This window comes from Thiohalophilus sp., from assembly GCF_034522235.1.
GTDB lineage: Bacteria > Pseudomonadota > Gammaproteobacteria > UBA6429 > Thiohalophilaceae > Thiohalophilus.
Window position 1 is genome coordinate 2133645 of sequence record NZ_JAXHLN010000003.1, and the last position, 22280, is coordinate 2155924.

At 56.1% G+C, this 22280-nt stretch carries 15 protein-coding genes and 1 tRNA gene; 9 read left to right on the top strand and 7 right to left on the bottom strand.

The genetic code is table 11. From position 1 onward, the window contains the following. Window positions 1-65: 65 nt before the first annotated feature. Window positions 66-156 (bottom strand) — tRNA-Ser (locus U5J94_RS13440). A 373-nt stretch (window positions 157-529) separates the two neighbouring features. On the opposite strand from U5J94_RS13440, the gene mltF reads away from it, so the two are divergent. Continuing rightward, window positions 530-1951: a membrane-bound lytic murein transglycosylase MltF gene (gene mltF, locus U5J94_RS13445; RefSeq protein WP_322566133.1), complete on the top strand. Its 1422-nt coding sequence runs from the start codon at window positions 530-532 to the stop codon at window positions 1949-1951. A 19-nt stretch (window positions 1952-1970) separates the two neighbouring features. On the opposite strand, the gene tadA is transcribed toward mltF, so the two are convergent. From tadA to guaA, 3 genes are all read right to left on the bottom strand, one after another. Continuing rightward, window positions 1971-2468, bottom strand: a complete 498-nt coding sequence (tadA, locus tag U5J94_RS13450; protein ID WP_322566134.1) for a tRNA adenosine(34) deaminase TadA — start codon at window positions 2466-2468, stop codon at window positions 1971-1973. 223 nt (window positions 2469-2691) lie between these two features. Then, complete coding sequence (serB, locus tag U5J94_RS13455) at window positions 2692-3921, bottom strand: phosphoserine phosphatase SerB (protein ID WP_322566135.1); 1230 nt, start codon at window positions 3919-3921, stop codon at window positions 2692-2694. 1 nt (window position 3922) lies between these two features. After that, window positions 3923-5551 (bottom strand): glutamine-hydrolyzing GMP synthase, encoded by a 1629-nt coding sequence (gene guaA / locus U5J94_RS13460; protein ID WP_322566503.1) that lies wholly within the window; start codon window positions 5549-5551, stop codon window positions 3923-3925. Window positions 5552-5702: 151 nt separating this feature from the next. On the opposite strand from guaA, the gene nfo reads away from it, so the two are divergent. Both nfo and U5J94_RS13470 read left to right on the top strand, forming a co-directional pair. Continuing rightward, entirely contained in the window at window positions 5703-6542 is an 840-nt protein-coding gene (gene nfo, locus U5J94_RS13465; RefSeq protein WP_322566136.1) for a deoxyribonuclease IV, read from the top strand. A 140-nt stretch (window positions 6543-6682) separates the two neighbouring features. Further along, window positions 6683-7426 carry a ferredoxin--NADP reductase gene (locus U5J94_RS13470; protein ID WP_322566137.1) on the top strand — a complete coding sequence of 248 codons (744 nt, stop codon included), beginning with the start codon at window positions 6683-6685 and terminating at the stop codon, window positions 7424-7426. Here the strand turns inward: U5J94_RS13470 and U5J94_RS13475 are convergent. After that, a complete protein-coding gene (locus U5J94_RS13475; RefSeq protein ID WP_322566138.1) occupies window positions 7392-8348 on the bottom strand; it encodes a LysR family transcriptional regulator in 957 nt (318 codons plus the stop codon). The genes U5J94_RS13470 and U5J94_RS13475 overlap by 35 nt on opposite strands. 221 nt (window positions 8349-8569) lie before the next feature. Here U5J94_RS13475 and U5J94_RS13480 point away from each other — a divergent pair, with 221 nt between their 5' ends. After that, window positions 8570-8842, top strand: a complete 273-nt coding sequence (locus U5J94_RS13480) for a hypothetical protein (protein ID WP_322566139.1) — start codon at window positions 8570-8572, stop codon at window positions 8840-8842. A 13-nt stretch (window positions 8843-8855) separates the two neighbouring features. After that, window positions 8856-9941: a sulfite exporter TauE/SafE family protein gene (locus U5J94_RS13485; protein ID WP_322566140.1), complete on the top strand. Its 1086-nt coding sequence runs from the start codon at window positions 8856-8858 to the stop codon at window positions 9939-9941. Between the two features lie 112 nt (window positions 9942-10053). On the opposite strand, the gene U5J94_RS13490 is transcribed toward U5J94_RS13485, so the two are convergent. Next, a complete protein-coding gene (locus U5J94_RS13490) occupies window positions 10054-14913 on the bottom strand; it encodes an NAD-glutamate dehydrogenase (RefSeq protein WP_322566141.1) in 4860 nt (1619 codons plus the stop codon). 411 nt (window positions 14914-15324) lie between these two features. Between U5J94_RS13490 and U5J94_RS13495 the strand changes: the two genes are divergently transcribed. After that, window positions 15325-17832 carry a serine/threonine protein kinase gene (locus tag U5J94_RS13495; RefSeq protein WP_322566142.1) on the top strand — a complete coding sequence of 836 codons (2508 nt, stop codon included), beginning with the start codon at window positions 15325-15327 and terminating at the stop codon, window positions 17830-17832. Window positions 17833-17849: 17 nt separating this feature from the next. Here the strand turns inward: U5J94_RS13495 and guaB are convergent, their stop codons facing one another. Beyond that, window positions 17850-19310: an IMP dehydrogenase gene (gene guaB, locus U5J94_RS13500; RefSeq protein WP_416224232.1), complete on the bottom strand. Its 1461-nt coding sequence runs from the start codon at window positions 19308-19310 to the stop codon at window positions 17850-17852. 252 nt (window positions 19311-19562) lie between these two features. Here guaB and U5J94_RS13505 point away from each other — a divergent pair, with 252 nt between their 5' ends. The 3 genes from U5J94_RS13505 to U5J94_RS13515 all read left to right on the top strand — a co-directional run bounded on the left by U5J94_RS13505 (window position 19563) and on the right by U5J94_RS13515 (window position 22176). Then, a complete protein-coding gene (locus tag U5J94_RS13505; RefSeq protein ID WP_322566144.1) occupies window positions 19563-19865 on the top strand; it encodes a hypothetical protein in 303 nt (100 codons plus the stop codon). Between the two features lie 123 nt (window positions 19866-19988). Further along, complete coding sequence (gene xseA / locus U5J94_RS13510) at window positions 19989-21344, top strand: exodeoxyribonuclease VII large subunit (protein WP_322566145.1); 1356 nt, start codon at window positions 19989-19991, stop codon at window positions 21342-21344. A 64-nt stretch (window positions 21345-21408) separates the two neighbouring features. Beyond that, window positions 21409-22176: a peptidoglycan DD-metalloendopeptidase family protein gene (locus tag U5J94_RS13515; RefSeq protein WP_322566146.1), complete on the top strand. Its 768-nt coding sequence runs from the start codon at window positions 21409-21411 to the stop codon at window positions 22174-22176. The last annotated feature ends 104 nt before the right edge of the window (window positions 22177-22280 follow it).

The following is a 22280-nucleotide window of genomic DNA, read 5'->3' on the forward strand; positions in this document are numbered from 1 at the left end:
GTTCTCATCAAAACCTCCCCCATCCCCAAATAAAAAAACGGGCCACAAGGGCCCGTTTTTTTATTTGGCGGAGAGGGAGGGATTCGAACCCTCGATACGGGGTTACCGTATACACGCTTTCCAAGCGTGCTCCTTCAGCCACTCGGACACCTCTCCAAAACAGTTTCTAGGTTCTAGCTGCTAGGAGCTAGTAACTGCAAAAGCACTCAGCACTCAGCACTCAAGAAAGCGCGCAAGGTTAAACCAGATGCCCGGGCGGTGCAACGCCAATCCGGCGCCATGTTCTCGCCCGGGTTCTCGCGGTAACGGGCGCCCCGCCAATATCCTTTCAAAATTAAAGGTTAAAGCAGCGCCAATGGGGACTGGGTGTCATTTGGTGAGTGATCGAACAATATTAGAATGTTATAATATTTATGTTTTTTATTCGGTGTGAGATACCGCACAGACGGACTTACGGTTTTTAAATTTTACTCCAGACTTGAGATCATAAAACGATAACCAGTTCACAGAATTGGAGGGTCAATACGTAATGCAACGACGGGTTATTACTGCCGTGTTGGGCGCGGCCGCCCTGGGGGGCGTGGTGGCACTCAATGCCTGCACACCCCAACGCAGTGCCCTGGAGCAGGTCCTGAACAGCGGAGAGTTGCGTGTATACACCCGTTATGCACCGACCACGTATTACCAGAGTCCGGAGGGACCTGCCGGTCTCGAATATGAGCTGGCCCGAAGCTTTGCCGATCGACTCGGGGTACGTCTGAAACTGGTTGTCGCCGAGAATCTTGAAGAGATCTTCGCGGGACTGCGCAAAGGGCGCGCCGATCTGGCCGCTGCCGGTCTGACCGTCACCGATCAACACCAGCAACATATTCGTTTTGCCCCGGCTTACCAGTCCATCACCCAGCAGCTGATTTATCGCCACAACAGTACCCCCAGACCCCGGAATCTCGATGAGCTTGACCAGGGGCATATCGAGGTGGTTGCCGACAGCAGTCACGCCGAACAGTTGCGTCAACTGCAAGAATCGCACGCCGATCTCCAGTGGCACGAAAACGCCAGGACAGACAGCACCGAACTACTGACGCTGGTCGCCGAGAACATCGTTGACTATACCGTCGCCGATTCCAATGAGATGGCGGTAAATCGACGTTACTTCCCCGAACTGCGCATCGCGTTCGACATCTCGGATCCGAAAAATCTTGCCTGGGCAATGCCACAAAGCGAGGACACCTCGCTCTATAACGAGGTCGAGCATTTCTTTGAGGGCTTGCGCGAATCCGGTGAACTCACCCATCTGATCAAGCAGCACTACGAATATGTGCGCAACTACAACTACTTCAGTACGCCGGTCTTCATGCATCACGTACGCAGCCGCATGCCGAACTATCGCCGCTTATTCAAGGCAGCCGCCGATCAGACCGGTCTTGACTGGCGCTTGATCGCAGCTGTTTCTTATCAGGAATCCCATTGGGACCCCCTGGCGGTCTCCCCCACCGGCGTTCGGGGTTTGATGATGTTAACCAACAGAACCGCCAGTCAACTGGGCGTGCTGGATCGCACCGATCCCGAAGAAAGCGTTCAGGGTGGGGCACGCTATTTACAGGGACTGCACAAAAAATTCGACGCTATTCCCGAAGACGATCGGATGTGGTTCAGTCTGGCCGCCTATAATGTCGGCTTTGGTCATGTCCGCGATGTCCAGAAGATTACCCGCCAGCGTGGCGGAAATCCAAAAAAATGGACCGACGTGAAAGCCAACCTGCCCTTGCTAACCCAGCCAAAATGGTATCGCCAGACCCGCTACGGCTACGCTCGCGGTAATGAACCGGTCAAATACGTTGATAATATTCGCAGTTATTACGATATTCTGCGCTGGCATATTCGCCAGGACAGTCCGGCACCCGGCAACACGCTAAATTCGATTCTCGCTTATTCATCACCGGTTTTATAAACCCGGTCCAGGCTCGAATTTATTCCTGTCTGCCGGCGTCGCGTTTTTGTTTAAAAAAGCGACGTAACAACGCGCCACACTCTTCCGCCATCACACCCCCGCATATCTCTACCCGATGGTTATGCTGGTCGGAGTTCAGAATATCGAAAACACTCCCGGCGGCACCGGTTTTGGGATCCCGGGCACCGAACACCACCCGTTTGACACGGGCATGAATGATCGCACCGGCGCACATGACGCACGGCTCCAGGGTCACGTATAGCGTCGTACCCGACAGTCGATAATTCCCCAACCGTTGCGCCGCGTCGCGCAGGGCGCACATCTCGGCATGGGCACTGGGATCATGGCTGCCAATCGGCTGATTCCAGCCCTCACCAATGGCCTGTTCATCCCGAACCAGGAGCGCCCCTACCGGCACCTCCCCGGCCGCCTCGGCCTGGCGCGCCAGTTCCAGCGCCCGCTGCATCCAGAACGCATCCAGCGCATCGGTTTCAAGTTGTTGTAGTTCATCATTCATGGTCGTTCAAATCATTTTTACCACAGAGACGCAGAGCATAAAGGAATTTTGAATTCTTAATGTTGAATTTTGAATTGAATGCGAACACAAAATCTAAAAATATTACTTTGCGTCCTCTGCCCCCACACAACGGGCATAAACGTCTCCGCGCGACGTACAGGGAAGTACTAGTGTCGCGGGAGTCAGGATGACGAGAGCGACCCTCTGCGTTATCTTCCAGAGCCTATCGACTACCGAGTGATTGCAGTTCGCGATCGCGCATGCCCAGCAGGTACAAAATCGCATCCAGGCCCAGCGTGGCGATGGAGTGTTGCGCCTGTTCACGCACCAGGGGCTTGGCGTGAAAGGCGATGCCCAGCCCGGCGATGGACAGCATGGGCAAGTCGTTGGCGCCGTCGCCGACGGCAATCACCTGTTCGGTGCTGATGCCTTCCTGTTCGGCCAGTTGCTGCAACAATTTTGCCTTCATCTGGCCGTCGATGATCTCGCCACTGACCTTGCCGGTCAGTTTGCCATTTTCAAAATCCAGCTGGTTGGCATAGACATAGTCCACGCCCAGTTTCTCTTTCAGGTAATTGGCAAAATAGGTAAACCCGCCCGAGAGGATGGCCACCTTGTAGCCAAAGTGTCGGAGTGTGGAGATAAGCCGTTCGGCGCCTTCGGTAATCGGCAGGTCCTCGGCAATCTGTTGCAAAGTCGACTCTTCAAGGCCTTCCAGCAACGCCATGCGCTGGCGAAAGCTTTCGGAGAAATCGATCTCACCGCGCATGGCAGATTCGGTAATGGCGGCCACCTGATCGCCGATGCCAGCCACTCTGGCCAGCTCGTCGATCACTTCGGTCTGAATCAGGGTCGAGTCCATATCAAAGCAGACCAGGCGGCGACTGCGCCGATACAGGTTATCTTCCTGCACGGCCACATCGATTTCCATATCCTGGGCGATCTGTAAAAACCGGGCATGCATCCCCGGGATATCCTCGACTTCCCCGGTCAGGGTCAATTGCACGGCCGCCGCCCCGCTCTGTTTCTCGGCGCGATGCAGGGAAAGCCTTCCGGAAAGCCGGCTGACGTCCTCGATATTAAACCCGTTTTCCCCCACCACTTTGGTGACGCGGGCAATATGGCGGGCGGTAATCTGCCGTCCCAGCAGGGTTACGATATGCCGGGCCTGGCCCTGGCGGGCTACCCACTGCTCGTAATCCTGTTCATTGATGGGGGTAAAACGGATATCGAGATCCAGCTCATGGGCGCTGAACAACAGATCCTTGAACAGGGAACAGTTTTTATTCTCGTCCGGCGCCTCGATCAACAACCCGAGCGCCAGGCTGTTATGGGTCACGGACTGATCGATATCCAGCACCGGAATATCGTAATCGGCCAGTACGCCGGTCAAGCGGGCCGTGAGTCCCGGCCGGTCGCGGCCGGTGACATTAATCAGAACCACTTCACTCATGTTATTCCCACTCGATGGTGCCGGGGGGCTTGCCGGTAATGTCATAGACCACGCGGGAGATGCCGTCGATTTCGTTGACGATACGCCGGGAAACGTGATCCAGAAATTCATAGGGCAGATGCGCCCAGCGGGCGGTCATAAAGTCGATGGTCTCGACCGCGCGCAACGCCACCACGTACTGGTAACGACGGCCGTCGCCGGTGACCCCGACCGACTTGACCGGCATAAAGACGGTAAAGGCCTGGCTGATCTGATCGTAGAGATCATGTTTGCGCAGTTCCTCGATATAAATAGCATCGGCCAGGCGCAGCAGATCGGCGTACTTTTTTTTCACTTCACCGAGAATGCGCACCCCCAGACCGGGACCGGGAAACGGATGCCGATAAACCATATCGAAGGGCAGTCCGAGTTCCACGCCGATCCTTCGCACCTCGTCCTTGAACAGCTCGCGCAGGGGCTCGCAGAGCTTGAGTTTCATGTTCTCCGGCAGACCGCCCACGTTATGGTGGGATTTGATCAGATGCGCCTTGCCGGTTTTGGCGCCGGCCGATTCGATGACATCGGGATAGATGGTACCCTGCGCCAGCCAGGTCGCCCCTTTCGCCGTCCCTGGCTCCCGGCGCATTAGTCCATCCGTGGACGTCGCATTGGTCAGCTTGCTCGCTTCATCATCGAAGACATCGATAAACGTGTTGCCGATGATCTTGCGTTTCTCTTCCGGATCACTGACACCTTCCAACTTGCCCAGAAAGAGGTCCTCGGCATCCACGCAGATGACCCGGATGCCCATGTGTTCGGCAAAGGTGGCCATCACCTGCTCGCCTTCAAGGTGACGCAACAGGCCATTGTCCACAAACACACAGGTCAGCTGATCCCCGATCGCCTTGTGCAGCAAGGCCGCCACCACCGAGGAATCGACCCCCCCGGAAAGACCGAGTATCACTTCGTCCTCGCCGATCTGCGCACGAATGTCGTCGATACTCTGATCGATGATGTTCTCCGGCGTCCACAGCCGGCGGCAGCCACAGATCTCGTGCACGAAGCGTTCGATAATCCGCTGACCCTGGTTGGTGTGGGTCACCTCGGGATGAAACTGCAGGCCATAAAAATGCCGCTGCACATCGGCGATGCCGGCGATGGGCGCGCTGTCGGTGGAGGCCATCAGTTTGAAACCCGCTGGCAGGTCGATCACCCGATCGCCGTGACTCATCCACACATCCAGCAGCCCATAGCCTTCGGGACTGGCATGATCCTCGATATCCTTGAGCAGCGGGGTATGCCCGTGGGCACGCACCTGCGCATAGCCGTATTCATGGCGATCGCTGGTCTCCACCTTGCCGCCCAGTTGCCGGGCCATGGTCTGCATGCCGTAACAGATTCCCAGTACCGGTACACCCAGCTCGAAGATCAGCGGCCAGGCCAGGGGCGCATCCTCGGCGGTCGTGCTCTCCGGGCCGCCGGAGAGGATGATGCCATTGGGCCTGAAGTCGCGAATCTCGGCCTCGGCCATGTCCCAGGGGTGCAGCTCGCAATAGACGCCGGCCTCACGCACCCGGCGGGCAATCAACTGGCTGTACTGGGAACCGAAATCGAGGATCAAGACGCGATCCGAATGGATATCCTGGGACATGGGCAAACTCTCAAAATGGGCCGGGATGGACAATAGAGCGGCGATGATCCCGGAAATCGCCTGAAATTTCAAGTATTTTTACTAAAATCAGTCACTTATACACCAAGACGGTCTCTGGTCCCGGCCCTGCCACACTCTATATAATGTAAGGATGAAATATATCGGAGCCCATGTCAGTGCCGCCGGCGGCGTGCAGAACGCCCCGCTCAATGCGCAGACCATCGGCGCGCGCGCCTTTGCCCTGTTCACCAAAAACCAGCGCCAGTGGCAGGCCAAACCGCTGACCCGCGAGGCGATCGACGCGTTTAAAACCCATTTGCAACAGGTCGGTATCGCCGCCGAGCACGTCCTGCCACACGACAGTTATCTGATCAATCTCGGTCATCCGGAGAAAGCCGCGCTGGAAAAATCCCGCGCCGCATTTGTCGACGAGATGCAGCGTTGTGAACAGCTGGGCCTGAAACTGCTGAATTTTCATCCCGGCTCCCACCTGAACAAGATCAGTGAAAGCCAGAGCCTGGCCATCGTAGCGGAGTCCATTAACCTGGCGCTGGAACAGACCCGGGGCGTCACCGCCGTGATCGAAAACACCGCCGGCCAGGGCACCAACCTCGGCTACCGCTTTGAGCATCTGGCCGAAATCATCGAGCAGGTTGAAGATAAGTCCCGGGTCGGGGTCTGTATTGATACCTGTCATACCTTCACCGCCGGTTACGATCTGCGTACCCCAGACACCTGTGAAGCCACCTTTGAAGAATTCGATCGGATCGTCGGTTTTGACACTCTGCGCGGTCTGCATCTTAACGGCTCCAAGCCGGATCTGGGCGATCGGGTCGATCGGCATGAATCGCTGGAGAAAGGCAAACTGGGACTGGCCGTGTTTCACTACATCATGCAGGACAAGCGGTTCGACGCTGTTCCCATGGTCCTGGAAACACCCGATCCGGATAACTGGGCGCATGAGATCGAATTGCTGTACAGCTGGCAGTAACCACACAGTATCCCGGCTTCCCGACCGCCAACTGCCGACTGCCGACTGCCAACTTTCTTATACCCCCTCCCGACAGGGGTTGATTCGCCCCCCGTCAGACCTGACATAATAGGTATCTCTCAGGTTAAACGGATTTCAGTATGCCTTATTCAGAACAGACGATTACGTCCAAACGCCCCTGGGCGGAGAATATCTTTACCTTCACCACCACCCGACCGGAAGGCTTTGAATTCAAAAACGGCGAGTTTGTGACCCTGGGCCTGCGCCCGGAAGGCAAGCTGATACCGCGTGCCTATTCGATCGTCTCCACCAATGACGATGACCAGCTGGAATTTCTGAGCATCGCGGTGCCGGACGGTCCGCTGACCAGCCATCTGGCCCAGGTGGATACCGGCAGCTCCATCTGGATCAACACCAAAAGCACCGGCTCATTGACTGTGAACCATGTTCAACCGGGACGCCATTTATATATGCTGGCGACCGGTACCGGACTGGCCCCGTTTATGTCGTTAATCCGCTCCAGCGAGGCATTCGAGCAATTCGAACGGGTCATATTGATCCACAGTGTACGCCATACTCCGGCACTGGCCTACCGGGATGAGCTGGAAGCCCGCCATGGCGACGAGTTCCTGTATGTCCCGACAGTCACCCGGGAAGACTTTCCCAACACGGCACGTGGCGCCGATCTGTTTCGTTCAGGCCAGCTGACCGAACAACTGGATCTGCCACCGGTGGATCCGAAGCAGGATCGGGTCATGCTCTGCGGCAATCCGCAAATGAACCGGGACATGAGCGAACACCTGGAACAACACGGCTGGACCATGACCAATTACAAGGGCGTGGGCAACTTCACCGTGGAACAGGCGTTTGTTCATCAGAACTGAGACCCCGATCTACACGCGGGCCGACCGATGACTGGCGCAACATTTCGATAAACGCCTCGGCGACGGGATGATCCAGGCGCGAGCGATTGCGGGCAATCCAGAGGGTCCGCAAAATCCGAAAGCCGGTCACCTTGATATGAAACAGTTCGCCTTCGGCGACCTTCTCCTCTACCGCAAAACGCGGCAAAAAACTGACATGCTTGCCGTGTTCCAGCATTTCCATAATGGTATCGGTGGAGCCCACCTCCAGTGCGACGTTCAACTCCTCGATCCCAATCCGTCGCAGGGCCTGATCCAGCGATTCACGGCTCGAGGCGTTTTTCTCCCGCAGCACGAACTTCAGACGAGTCAGCTCCTCCACCGGCAACAGATCCGTGCCGGCCAGGGGGTGGCGATGACCGCAGACCAGCCACAGCTCGTCCTCGGCCCATTTTTGCACCAGTACATCGGGATGATCCGGCGCACCTTCCATCAGGGCCAGATCCGTCAGACCGGTCGCCAGATGCGACTGTATGTTGCGGCCGTAGGCCATGCGACTTTCGACCCGGTAGCGGGGATATTGTTCGGCAAAACGGTACAGCAGATCCGAAAGCAGGTGTTCGCCGATGGAAAAGGTTACCTCCAGGCGCATGGAATCCTGCCCCCGTCCCATATGCAGCAGCTCTTCCTGCAGAGCGCGCTGACGATCCAACGTCTGCACCGCCAGCAGATAGACCTTCTCCCCGGCCGGGGTCAGTCGCAAGCGGCCGCTGATCCGCTCCATAAGCCGGGTACCATAGCTTGCCTCCAGGGCCCGCAGCCGCTTGGTGACCGCGGGCTGGCCAATATTCATGGCCTCGGCCGCCGCCGAGACACCGCCTTTTTCCACCACCGCCCGCAAGGTCGCCCAGCCATTGATGTCCGGCAAATCTTTATATTCCATACAAGAATATCCTGGTAAAGAATTTCATTAGTAAATGCTTAACTACTAGCTGATAATAGCGGCCATTATTGAGCGTAACCAGCTATTTTTACGTAAGTTTTTGTCCACCGCAGAAGCTCCGAACTGATTCCCCCAGGCACCCGGCAGATTTTAACATTCCGCCAGGTAATAGTCGGGTATCGGAGGCCGGGGGTCAATTAATACCGTCCAGGGAGTAGAGCATGACCGACCGAATCACAAACAACCCGGATCGCCGCGCAACGATGAGCCCGGCGGCCCGTAACGCTATTTTGTATGGCATCGCCAGCATCGGGCTCTATTTCATTCTGTTTTTATTCAACAACGAAATCCGCCAGATGGCCGAAGCCATCAGCCGTGGCGATAAGACCCTGTTTTTCATACCAATTATTATCGCATTTATTTTTTCCATCGTGCACGGCGCCTTCACCGGCACTTTCTGGGAAGCGCTGGGGCTCAAGGCCAGGAGCCACTAACAGGAGAACATTCGTGGAAGCTGTCAATTTTCTTGATCTGAATTCGACCACGGTCTTTCTGCTGTTTCTGGTCGGCTTCATCGGCGGCATGGTCAGCGGGTTCATCGGCTCCGGTGGCGCCTTTGTCCTGACCCCCGCCATGATGAGTCTGGGTGCCCCGGGTGTCGTCGCCGTAGCCAGTAACATGACCCACAAATTCCCCAAGGCCCTGGTCGCCGCCATCAAGCGAAACAAGTATGGTCAGGTTGATATCAAGCTGGGAATCATCATGGGGATCTTCGCCGAGGTCGGCGTGTTTGTCGGCAAGGAGTTCATGACCGACATTCGCAACAACTTTGGCGACACCGGCACCGACTTGTACGTCTCGGTGGTGTTTATCGTTGTCCTGGCCCTAGTGGGTGGTTACGTATTGCGCGATGCTTTCAGGTGCAAACGCGAAGGTGGCGATGTGGAAGGCGCGGAACATATCACGCCGCGTCTGGCCAAATGGGTGCAGTCGGTCAACATTCCCGGCACCATGATGCGCTTCCGCTCCATCGGCGGCAAGCGGGTCTCCGTGCTGTTCATCGCCCCGCTGGGCTTCGCGACCGGTCTGCTGGCCGCCTCGATTGCGGTCGGTGGCTTCATCGGCGTGCCGGCCATGATGTATGTGCTGGGTGTCCCGGCCATCATGGCCTCCGCCACCGAACTGGTCGTGGCCTTTGTCATGGGCATGGGTGGCAGTCTGTTATATGCCTGGGAAGGTTTCGTGGACATTCGTCTGGCGATGATCATCCTGGCCGGTTCCCTGTTCGGCGTGCAGATCGGTGCCATCGGCACCACCTATGTCCGCGACTACACGGTCAAGATGATCATGGGCATGATCATGATCATTGTGCTGTTCAGCCGCCTGTTCGAAATGCCAGTTTATCTGTCCGATCTGGAACTGATCAGCACCATTTCCCAAAGCACCAGCAGCCTGCTGAGCAACATCAGTTTCGGCACACTGGCTCTGGCCCTGCTCGCCGGTGCCCTGGCCATTCTGGGGGCCCTGGTCAAGGGGATAGGCGAGCACAAGAAACAACAGGCCGACTATGCCGCAGCAGTTGCCGAGGCATAAACGGCATAAGCCCTGTGAAAGAAAAAGCCCGGCCATGCGCCGGGCTTTTTTTGTCTGTTGGTGACAGTTCGGTAATTACACGTGGGGAAGGAACCGTCTTAAACCGCCCAGTTCAGGAATTCCTGTACTCACCAAGATTCCGAATCAATTTCTGCAGTTCATTCCGCGCTACATCGAGCAGGGCCAGATCCACATGCGCGGATTTAAATTCCACAAAACGTCGAGTGTAGCGTTCCAGCACCGATTTGTGAGCCTCCCGCCAGTTTTCGAGCAGTCGTTTCGCATCGGCATTATTTGTACCGTCGCTGCCCAGAACACCGGCGGTCAAAAGACGCTGCAGGCGATACAACTCATCGCGCAGGGCAGAACGCGCCAGGCGTGTCCAGTGCTCTTTACGCGATAACTGATCGATCTGATCCCGCAACCAGTGCAATTCCAGTTCCGCGCCAACCCGGTTGAACACCTGGGCAACAAACACCGGACTTTGCCCCGTCTGCAGGGTGACTTCGACCATATCCAGCGCCGGAAACAGGTAGGGCAGCCCCGCTATACGCCAGGCAAAGGATTCGGGAACACCCTTTTCCTGATAATCCTGTGCGACTTTTGCCAGGACCTCACTATCGGCATCGACAACCTGGCCCGGCATGGCATCAACCAGTGAAGTCACACTGTCCATATACTTGTCGATGGTGGCGCCAATATCCAGCGGACGTGGAACATTTTGCAACAACCACAATGTGGATTGATTGGCCAGGCGACGGATAGTGCTTAACATCTCGAGCTGTACAGAGGCCTTGACCTGGTTATCCAGTAGCGCGATTTGTTGCCACAAGCCGGGTAAATCAAAGATCTTGCGGGTTACCAGATAGGCACAGGCGATCTCGGGAATCGGGGCGCCGGTATGTTCATACAAACGAAACGCAAAAGCCATACCCATCCGGTTGATCATGCTGTTGGCAATGAATGTGGCGATAATCTCCCGGCGCAACGGATGATTGTTCATATATTGGGCATATTCCCGGGCAATGGCCTCGGGAAAATAAATCGGCAACTCATTAACCAGGTACGACTCGTCAACCGCATCGGAAGCCAGTAATTCCTGATAAAGATCGATCTTGCTAAACGCCTGCAATACGGCCAGCTCAGGCCGACTCAATCCCTGTTCGGTACTGCGGCGTGCCGACAGATTTTCATCATCGGGCAAGTTCCAGGTCTGGCGTTGTAACAATTCCTTGCGCTCCATCGCTCGCAGCAACCGGATGTGTTCATCGAGCAATGTTGGTGCCAGGTACTCGCTGAGCGAGAGCGCCTCGCTTTGTTGGTAATTATTTATCAGAACCAGCCGCGCAACATCCTCGGTCATACTGCCAAGCAGCTGGTTACGCCGGGGCTCGTCAAGCAGCCCCTCGCGCATGGCTTTGTTGAGCAGAATTTTAATATTTACCTCATGGTCAGAACAGTCGACTCCGCCAGAGTTGTCAATAAAGTCGGTATTCAGACGCCCACCCTGCCGGGCAAACTCGATGCGGGCATGTTGCGTCAGCCCCAGATTACCCCCTTCACCAATCACCTGACAGCGCAGCTCATCGGCATTAATCCGCAGCGCGTCATTAACCCGATCATCCGCATCATCATGACTTTCATCGCTGGCTTTAACAAAAGTCCCGATACCGCCATTCCAGAACAGTTCGACCGGTGCCTTGAGTATCGCGGTTATAAGTTCATTCGGCGTGAGTGACGCGACTTCCACCTGCAGCGCTTTTTTTACCTGTGGTGAAAGGATAATGGATTTTGCCGAACGCGAATAAACGCCACCGCCTTTGGAGATAAGTGCCGGATCATAATCCGACCAGTTGGAATGTGGCAGGTTGAACAGACGCTCGCGTTCCCTGAAGCTGCTCTCGGCGTCCGGCTCGGGATCCAGAAAAATCTCCTTGTGATTGAAAGCCGCTATCAGCCGGATATGACGGGATAACAACATGCCGTTGCCAAAGACGTCACCGGCCATATCCCCGATCCCGACCACGGTAAAGTCTTCCTGCTGAATATCCTTGCCGATTTCCCGAAAATGACGCTTGACCGATTCCCAGGCACCGCGTGCGGTAATCCCCATTTTCTTGTGGTCGTAACCGGTCGAACCGCCGGAAGCAAAGGCATCATCCAGCCAGAAGTTATACTCCCGGGCGATGGCATTGGCAGTATCCGAGAAAGACGCGGTTCCCTTGTCGGCCGCGACCACCAGATAGGGATCCGGATCATCATAGCTGACCACCCGGGGCGGCGGGACCGGTTTGTCATCGACCAGGTTATCGGTTAAATCCAGCAAGCCCCGAATAAAGGTTTTGTAACAACTGACAACCCGCTGGTTTATCTCATCGCGTTCCAGTTCACGTAACTTCTGTTTAACAATGAAACCGCCCTTCGCGCCAACGGGGATAATTACGGCATTTTTCACCATCTGAGCCTTCATAAGCCCAAAGACCTCGGTACGAAAATCTTCCTGGCGATCGGACCAGCGAATGCCGCCGCGCGCGACCTTACCCCCCCGAAGGTGGACTCCCTCGGTTTGCGGCGAGTAAACAAATATCTCGAATTGGGGTTGAGGATTGGGCAGATCGGGGACTTTGTGCGGATCCAGTTTGAACGACAGATAGGACCGTGGCACCTGCTGACCCATGGTCTGAAAATAGTTGGTTCGCAGCATGGCCTGAATCAGGACAAACAGGCGGCGTAATATCCGGTCCGCATCAAGCGTCGGAACCTCGTCCAGCGAGCGTTGAATCGCATCATTGATCCGCTCGCTGCGCTCGGCGGCTTGCGTCTGACTGTCGGGATCGAAGCGCACGAGAAACAGATCCACCAGCATTCGGGCAATCTGGGGGTGATCGACCAGTGCCTGTTCCATATACTTCTGACTGAACGGGAAACCGGTCTGTTTAAGATATTTGACGCAGCTTCGAATCACCACGACTTCACGCCAGTCAAGCCGGGCACGCAATACCAGGGCATTTAACCCGTCATTTTCCACCACGCCGTACCAGATGCGAACAAAGGCATTCTGAAAAATGTGGCTGACTTGTTCGGTGTCCAGCTGCCCTTTATGCGCATACACCATACCGACATCATGCAACCAGACCACGGATCGCCCGCCAGGATAAAGCCGGTGTGGCCGCTCATCGATCACTCTCAGTCCCATGTTTTCCAGAATGGGTAACAACAGTGACAGCGACAGCGGTTCATCCTTATGAAACAATTTGAAACGGATTTTTTCCGGTGGCGCCTCCACCGGATGATACAGTCCCATCCCCAGATCCAGGCCACCGGCCAGCGCTTCCAGCTTGTGGATATCGAGCGCGGCGACTTCCGCCGAATAGTCCCCCTGATAAGATACCGGAAAGGCGGTATTATATTCCTGCAACAGTCTGTTGCCCTGCTCCTCGCCATATTCATGAATCAGCGCGTCATGCAGATCGTCACTCCAGCTGCGAATGGTGGCAGCTATCCGTTTTTCAATTTCGGCAATATCATACTGGGGTAATTCGCCGGGTGGCAGATGCAGTATCAGATGCAAGCGGGCCAGTGCCGAATCAGTCAGCCAGACGGTAAAATCCATTTCCCGGGCATTGAACAAATTGGCGAGAATATCCTGGACCTTGAGCCGGATGTCGGTATTGAAGCGATCCCGCGGTATATAAATCAGGCTGGAGACAAACCGTCCATAGGCATCGGGACGCACAATCACCCTGACTCGCTGGCGCTCCTGCAGTTGCAGAATACTGTGCGCAATCTCATACAGCTCGTCATAGGTACACTGAAACAGCTCGTCGCGCGGCAGGGTTTCAACGATATTTAACAACGCTTTTTGGGAATGGCTGTGCGGTCGAAAACCTGAGCGGCGCATTACGTACTGCACCTTGCGCCGCAGCATCGGAATGTCCGTGGCGCGGCGAATATAGGCGGCGGAAGTATAAAGCCCGAGAAAGCGCCATTCACCAGTCACATTGCCATCGGCATCGAATCGCTTGATACCGACATAGTCCAGATAGCCTGGCCGATGAACAGTCGCCCGGGAATTACTCTTGGTCAGAATCAACAAAACCGGTTCGTGGGCCTTTTGTTTTGCCTGGGGATGTAACTGCTCAAAACTGCGCGAATAGGTATTATCCTCTGCATTACGCAAAATCCCCAGCCCACTGTCAGGAATGATTTTTAAAGAGTCATTCCCTTTGCAACGTTCGAGTTGATATTCGCGATAACCGATAAAGGTAAAATGGTCCTGATCCAGCCATTCCAGAAAAGCCAGGTCTTCCTCCAGTTGCTCGTCATCCAGCGGTGGCGGGGTTGCCCTGACTTCTTCAATAATGGTTCGCAAATGTTCACGCATCGGTTGCCAGTCCTGAACACAGGCTTCGATATCCGCCAACACACGGGCGATATCATCATGCAGCTCCTGTAGTACAACCGGATCGCTCTGGTGATCCACTTCAAAATACATGCAGGCTTCATTGGCGGTCTCATCACCAATTTCCTCCACATTGAACACCTTGCTCAGGAGCCCCTCCGCATCGCGCTCAATACGCATCACCGGATGAATAATGAGATGAACCGTCAAGCCATGGCGGTTCAACGCCATCCGAACCGAATCCACCAGAAACGGCATATCCCGCTGAATCACCTCAACCACCGTATGGGTAGATTGCCACCCATGATCTTCAATATTGGGGTTTTGCACCCTGACAAGGGATTGCTGCGGGTCACGCCGCTGAACGAAATTCCAGTGCGAAATCACCGCGCCGTACAGATCCTCCGGCCGGCGCTCCGTCAGGTCTTCCATAGCGACACCCGCAAAATACTGCCGGATAAAGGCCTCGATATTCTCGTGCTCTTGAGCGGGAAACTTGTCGCGAGCCCGCTGCACCACCTGATCGATCAGGTGCCGGGCATCATGTGTTGGCGTCACAAGGTTAAACATGGTTATCGACTTTCAGATTTGACCGGTGGACAAGGTTCGCTAAATGATTATGCATCTTCCATTCGAGTCTACAAAAAAACTGCCGCTTGTGACAGGAATGTCCACGTATCTCCAGGCGCAGGGTAACAAGATAAACTGAGCAGTAAAATGCCTGTTAACACGGCGCAAAACAGGTTACCTGAAAAACTATTTGCCCCTCACCCGCACGCTAAAACCAGGCCTGGGTCAGTATTCCGTTGCAATTGCGTGGACGGCACAAGTCATGGCTGTGTCGAACCTTCCAGTAATAAGGCGATTGGCCGTGAATCTGGCTAATTTATCATTCATAATTGCCGATATACTCAAGGTCTTCCCTAACCTGACGACATCATCACGAGATTATAATAACTAATTGTTTTTAAAGGATTTTAAGTGACAGAGTCAACGGATCAGGAAAACCCGACCGCGTCCGGCAAACCGCAATTGCACATACCGGGCTACCGTTTTGAACGGTTGCTGGGACGCGGCGGGATGGCGTCCGTCTACCTGGCAATCCAGGAAAGCTTTGGCCGCGAGGTGGCCATCAAGGTGCTGGAACCGGGTCAGGCCGAGACCGAGAGCTTCTCGGAGCGTTTTTTGCGCGAGGCCAAGATTGTCAGCCGCCTGTCACACCCCCATATCGTCACAGTCTATGACGCCGGTATCCATGAAGGTTATCACTATTACTCGATGGAATATGTGGAGGGCCATAACCTGAAAGAGGCCCTCCCCGAGCTGTCACTCCAGGACAAATTGCGCATCATAAAAGATGTCGCCCGGGCTCTCGATTTTGCGGGCAATAAAGGCTACGTCCACCGTGACGTCAAACCCGAGAACATCATGATCCGCAAGGCCGATGGCCATGTTGTGCTCACTGACTTCGGAATCGCCCGGGGTGATGATGTCACCAGAGGCATGACCCAGACCGGCCGGGCTATCGGTACACCCCATTACATGAGTCCGGAACAGACCAAGGGGTTGCATGTCGATCCACGCTCGGATATCTATAGTCTGGGTGTAGTGCTGTTTTTACTCTTGTCCGGCCATGTGCCCTATGATGCCGACTCGGCAATTGCGGTGGGGATCAAGCACCTCTCGTCACCCATACCGGCACTGCCACCCGACATGCGAATTTTCCAGGGTATTATCAATACCTGCCTGTCGAAGAACCCGGAACATCGCTATCAGACTGCCGGCGAACTGATCGCTGCACTCGATGCCATCCCCCCCCAGGCGATTCAGGCCATCGAAGGCAGATCGCCGGCAACCCGTCCCGCAGCGCATGCAACCGATGCGGCAACTCTTGCGGAGGTCGATTATCCCGCGGCCACATCAATTCCGGGCAACAGCCTCTCGGGCACCCACTCCACGCCCACAACAGGATATACCCCTACCCAGGTTACGACCGGCGGCCAGAAAATACCCCGTCGCAAACGCCGTTCCAATGGTTTGGCATTATTCCTGTCCATCGTTGTTCTGGGGGGGATCGGTGCCGGAATCTGGTATGGCCGGGCTGAAATCAGCCGGATATGGCAAAGTCTGGAACTGCCACCATTAAACGAGATCGTTGCCAGTATAACCGGTGAATCACCGGCCGTAGTGGATAGTCCCGGGGCGGCAGCCATAAAGACCATTCCTGCAAGCAGCGAGGCCGAACTCACCCGGACGGCCGATCCGATTCATTATATGTACGAACAACTCGAGGCCGATCCGGACAACGCCAAAATTCTGGCACAGACCTACCGGGCTCGCCTGAGCGGGGAACAACCTGATCCCAAAGCGCGTCATCTCATGACCCTGATGCATGACTGGTTTACCGAACAATTGCAAATCGCCTTTGATAACCATGATGTCAAACGCGCCCGCCAACTGGTGGAAGCCATGCAAGTGAGCTTTCCGCGCCTGACCGAGACAGCCCGTTTTACGCAAATCCGAAACCGGCTGGAACAGGCCGAGTCGGTCCATATCTATCTCGACAAGGCGGCACAATATCTGGAACAGGGGGCAGTGATCGAACCGGCCGGCGCCAACGCCCTGGCAGCCTATCGATCCGTCTTGCAGCTGGCCCCCGAGCACCCTAAAGCACTGGCCGGGATTAAACACATCACCGATATCTTTCACAACCGGGCAATCCGGCATCAGGGACGTGGTGAACTGGAGGCGGCACTGGACAATGTCAAAGCAGGACTGACTGTCCACGCCGATGATCCTGAACTACAGGCTATGCAACAGCAACTTCAAGAAGCGATCGAGACCCGAAGCAAGGTTGCAGCGTTGAACAAAAAAGGCGAGGCCGCCTTTGAACAAGGCAACCTGTTACAACCGAAAAACCGCAGTGCTTTTCACTATTATCAGCAGGCACTCAAGCTGCAAGCCGACAATCCATCGGCCAGCGAAGGACTGCAGAAAATCCAGCAAAACAAGTTGCTGAAAATCCAGTTCGAGATTCGCGAGAAGCGTTTTGAACAGGCTGAAACAATGCTCACTAATCTGGAGAGCTGGTTTGGCAAGACAGAACCGATCCGTCACTCCTGGGAAACGCTATTAAGCGCCATCGAGGATTCACAACCGAAGATCTCCGATGTGGCTTATAGTGATCTGGAAATAACATCGCTCAATATCAGCAAACCTTCCGTGCTCAAGCCGATTCGAAATCTCTATTTCGGCTTTGCCTACAAGAATCTTCCGCAAGAACAAAATCGGATAGAGGCCTACCTCATGGAAAAAACGGAGAGAGTCGCCATGGCCCATAAAACCCTGACTCTCGAAAATCAGGAGGGCAAGTATTTCGATAACCTGTTATTACCGATCAATGAAATGCAGGAAGGACGCTACAACCTGGTATTTCTGCTGAATGACAAGCCGTTGCACCGCTCATCGCTATATATCGATATTCAATAATCAACACGGTTGCCGTTTTAGACCCGATAGTTGGGGGATTCTTTGGTGATTTGAACATCATGAACGTGGCTTTCCCGCATCCCGGCGCCGGTCACCCGGACAAACTCGGGACGGGTCCGCATTTCATCGATGCTGCGACAACCGGTATACCCCATGCTGGCGCGGATGCCGCCCAGTAACTGGTGAATCACCGGGCTCAAGGGGCCTTTGAACGGTACCCGCCCCTCGATCCCTTCGGGAACCAGCTTCTCGGCCTCGCCGCCCTCCTGGAAATAGCGATCCGAGGAGCCGTGCCGGGAGCCCATGGCCCCGAGCGAGCCCATGCCACGGTAGGATTTGTAGGAGCGTCCCTGGAACAATTCGACTTCACCGGGCGACTCTTCGGTGCCGGCGAACATGGAACCGAGCATCACGCAATAGGCGCCGGCCACCAGCGCCTTGGCGATATCGCCCGAATAGCGGATCCCGCCATCGGCGATCAGCGGCACACCCGTGCCCTCCAGCGCTTCGGCCACATTGGCGACGGCGGTGATCTGTGGCACCCCCACCCCGGCCACAATCCGGGTGGTGCAGATCGAGCCCGGTCCGATCCCGACCTTGACGCCATCGGCACCGGCCTCGAGCAGCGCGAGTGCCGCCGCGCCGGTGGCGATGTTGCCCCCAATCACCTGGACTTCCGGGAAATGCTGCTTGGTCCAGGCGACCCGATCCAGCACCCCCTGGGAATGGCCATGGGCGGTATCCACCACAATCACATCCACACCGGCCTCGACCAGTGCCGCGATCCGCTCCTCGGTCCCTTCGCCGACGCCCACCGCCGCGCCGACACGCAGCTGGCCATATTTATCCTTACATGCAGCAGGGTATTCGCTCGCTTTCTGGATATCCTTGACCGTCACCAGACCGCGCAGATCGAAGTTGTCGTTCACCACCAGCACCTTCTCGATGCGGTGTTCGTGCAGCAAATTCAGAATCTCGTCCCGGGCCGCGCCTTCCTTGACCGTCACCAGGCTCTCCTTGGGCGTCATGATGCTGGAGACCGGGGAGTCGTGGTGGGTTTCAAAGCGCAAATCGCGGCTGGTGACAATGCCTACCAGTTCACCGCCCTTGACCACTGGCACGCCGGAGATGTTCTGCGCCCGGGTCAGGGCCAGCACGTCGCGGATGCTGGTCTCGGGCGTGACCGTGGTCGGATCCTTGATCACACCGCTTTCGAATTTCTTGACCAGGCGCACCTGTTCAGCCTGGGTCCGGGTGTCCATATTCTTGTGGACGATCCCGATGCCCCCTTCCTGGGCCATGGCAATGGCCAGCCGGGCCTCGGTCACGGTATCCATGGCCGCCGCCGCCAGGGGAATATTCAGCTCGATCTCCCGCGTCAGGCGGGTCTTCAGCTGGACCTCCCGGGGCAAAACATTGGAATGGGCCGGCAGGAGCAGGACGTCATCGAATGTGAGGGCTTCTTGAGCAATTCGCAGCATTGTGGGGTCCCGGTTGAGGTAAATCGCCGAATTATAAAGATTTTTACGGGACCGGTAAATCGGCACGCACGTGGATTTTAGCAAAAATCAGCGGTTGCCATCTGGATTCTGACCCCGCATAATGGGTTTCAAGTACGGCCTGGTGGCATTTTCGCTCCGGCCAAATCTGAATAACAATCAAGGTCCGGCAAGGATCGTAAATAACAAACCCTGATAAACTCATAACAAGTGATTCCATCGGAGGAGCCCATGAAGAAGATTGTGATTATGGCGATGACTGCAGCCCTGACTCTGGCCGCGTGTGCAACCGGTCCGAGCATGACTGAACAGCAAGCCAACAATGCCATCAGTGCCGCGAAAAGCGAGCTGAGCAAAGCCAAAAACATCGACTATGCATGGCGCGATACTGGCAAGATGATCAAGGCCGCCGAAAAAGCCGCCAAAGAAGGCGAATATGGCAAGGCGGTGGATCTGGCCAACGAAGCCAGGATGCAGAGCGAACTTGCTCAGAAACAGTACAGCGAAAACCTGAACTCTGAACCGCGTTTCTAAATACTCGCGATAACTGAGCAAAAAGGCCGGGGACTTCCCCGGCCTTTTTTATTGCCCCGTCCACCGAGACGGCACTGTCCTGCCGATGACACAACCGAGCGCGATTGCGGTATCCTCCCCCGGATGAATCAGCTCAGCCCCGGACAACGCGATATCTACAGCGTCTCGCGACTCAACCGTGAGATCCGCGCCCTGCTGGAGACCGGCTTCCCGGCCATCTGGCTGGAAGGCGAGCTCTCCAACCTGGCGCGGCCCGCCTCCGGCCATCTCTATTTTTCCCTCAAGGACGAAGCCGCCCAGGTGCGTTGCGCCATGTTCCGCAATCGCAACCTGCTGCTCAAATTCCGGCCGGAAAACGGCCTGCAGGTGATGGTCCGCGCCCGGGTCAGCCTGTACGAAGCACGCGGCGACTACCAGCTGATTGTCGAACATATGGAAGAGGCCGGCGACGGCGCCCTGCGCCGCGCCTTTGACGAACTCAAGGTCAAACTGGAGGCGGCCGGGCTGTTTGCCCCCGAGCACAAACAGCCTCTGCCCCGTTTTCCGCAGTGCATCGGGGTGATCACCTCCCCCAGCGGCGCGGCTATCCGCGATATTGTTACCACCCTGCGGCGGCGTTTTCCGGGCCTGCCCGTGGTGGTCTATCCGGTGCCGGTCCAGGGCGAGAACGCCGCCCCGGCCATCGTCGCGGCTCTGCGGACTGCCGCCCGGCGCGCCGAGTGCGATGTGCTGATTCTGGCCCGCGGTGGCGGTTCGCTGGAGGATCTGTGGCCCTTCAACGAGGAGCAGGTTGCCCGCGCCCTCCATGACTGCCCGATCCCGGTGGTCAGCGGCGTGGGCCATGAAACGGACGTCACCATCGCCGATTTTGTCGCCGATGTCCGCGCTCCCACCCCCACCGCCGCCGCGGAACTGGTCAGCCCCAGCCGGCTCGAATGGCAACAGAGCTTCTCACAACTGACGCAACGCCTGATCCGCGTCATGCAGCAGCAGCTGCGTCAGCGGGAACAACAACTGGCCTGGCTGGCCCGACAACTGCCCCATCCACAGCGCTATCTGCAATCGGTCGCCCAGCGGCTGGATGAACTGGAGATCCGGCGCAACAACGCCTGGCGTTATCAATTGCGCGAGCGCGCCGCCCGGCTCAGCACCGTGCGCGAACGATTGCAACAACACAATCCCCGGCACAACCTGCGTCACCTTGAATCCCGGCGCCAGCAACTGACGAGTCGACTGATGCGCGTCATGCGTCGCCAGTTGGACGACAGTGGACAGCGCCTGCAATATCTGGCCAGGGCACTGGAGACCGTCAGTCCGCTGGCCACCTTGAGTCGCGGATATGCTATTGTCAGTACCGAAGCCGAGGATAAAGTCATTACCGATGTGAAGCAGATCACATTACACAGCCGTATCCGGGCACGCTTGCACCGGGGTCGTTTTACCGCCTTAATCGATGGGATCGAAGATGAAGAAAACTAGTCTTTTTTTACAGACGCTTGCTGTAGCCGTACTGTTTTATAGCACCGCTTTGTCCGCCAACGTTATGCCCCGTCATCAGGCCATTCCCGGTGGCGTCGCCGTTATTACTCTGAACGAGATTGATAAAGCCAGACCCGGCGCCACCTATCTCAAGAAAAAAGTGATGGTACGCGCCAATAACACGCACTGGGAAGCCGTCGTCGGAATTCCCCTGTCCGCCAAAGCCGGCATCCATCGCCTCAAGGTTGATAACGGTCAAAGCGAATACCACAAGGAATTTCGCGTGGTGGACAAGGATTATGAAACCACCCATATCACGATCACCAACCAGCGCATGGTCTCCCCCACCAAGGAAGACATCGAGCGTCATTATCGGGAAAAGAAACAGATCATCGCGGCCATTCACAGCTGGAGCGAGCGTGACAACGTGGACACCAGTTTCATCACGCCGGTAGAGGGCCGTTTCAGCAGCCCCTTTGGCCTCAAGCGGATCTACAACAACCAGGATCGTATCCGCCGCCACACCGGCCTGGATATCGCCGCACCCGTGGGCACGCCCATTCTCGCCCCGGCTTCCGGGACGGTGATCCGCACCGGTGACTACTTTTTTACCGGCAATACCGTGTTTATCGACCACGGCCAGGGGCTGGTCACCATGTATTGCCATCTGGACAGGTTCGACGTCGAGGAAGGGCAGTACATCAACCAGAGCCAGAAACTGGGCGAAGTCGGCATGACCGGCCGGGTCAGCGGCCCGCATCTGCACTGGGCCGTGTTCCTCAACCAGTTCAAGGTCGATCCCAAACTCTTCATGAGCCAGCTCGAAAATTAAACAAGCGTTCCGAATATCAATACAGGTAAGCGGCGCTGCCGTGATTGCCACAGGGAAGGGACGAGGGACGAGGTACGAGTGACGAGTTACGAGGCAGATCAAAA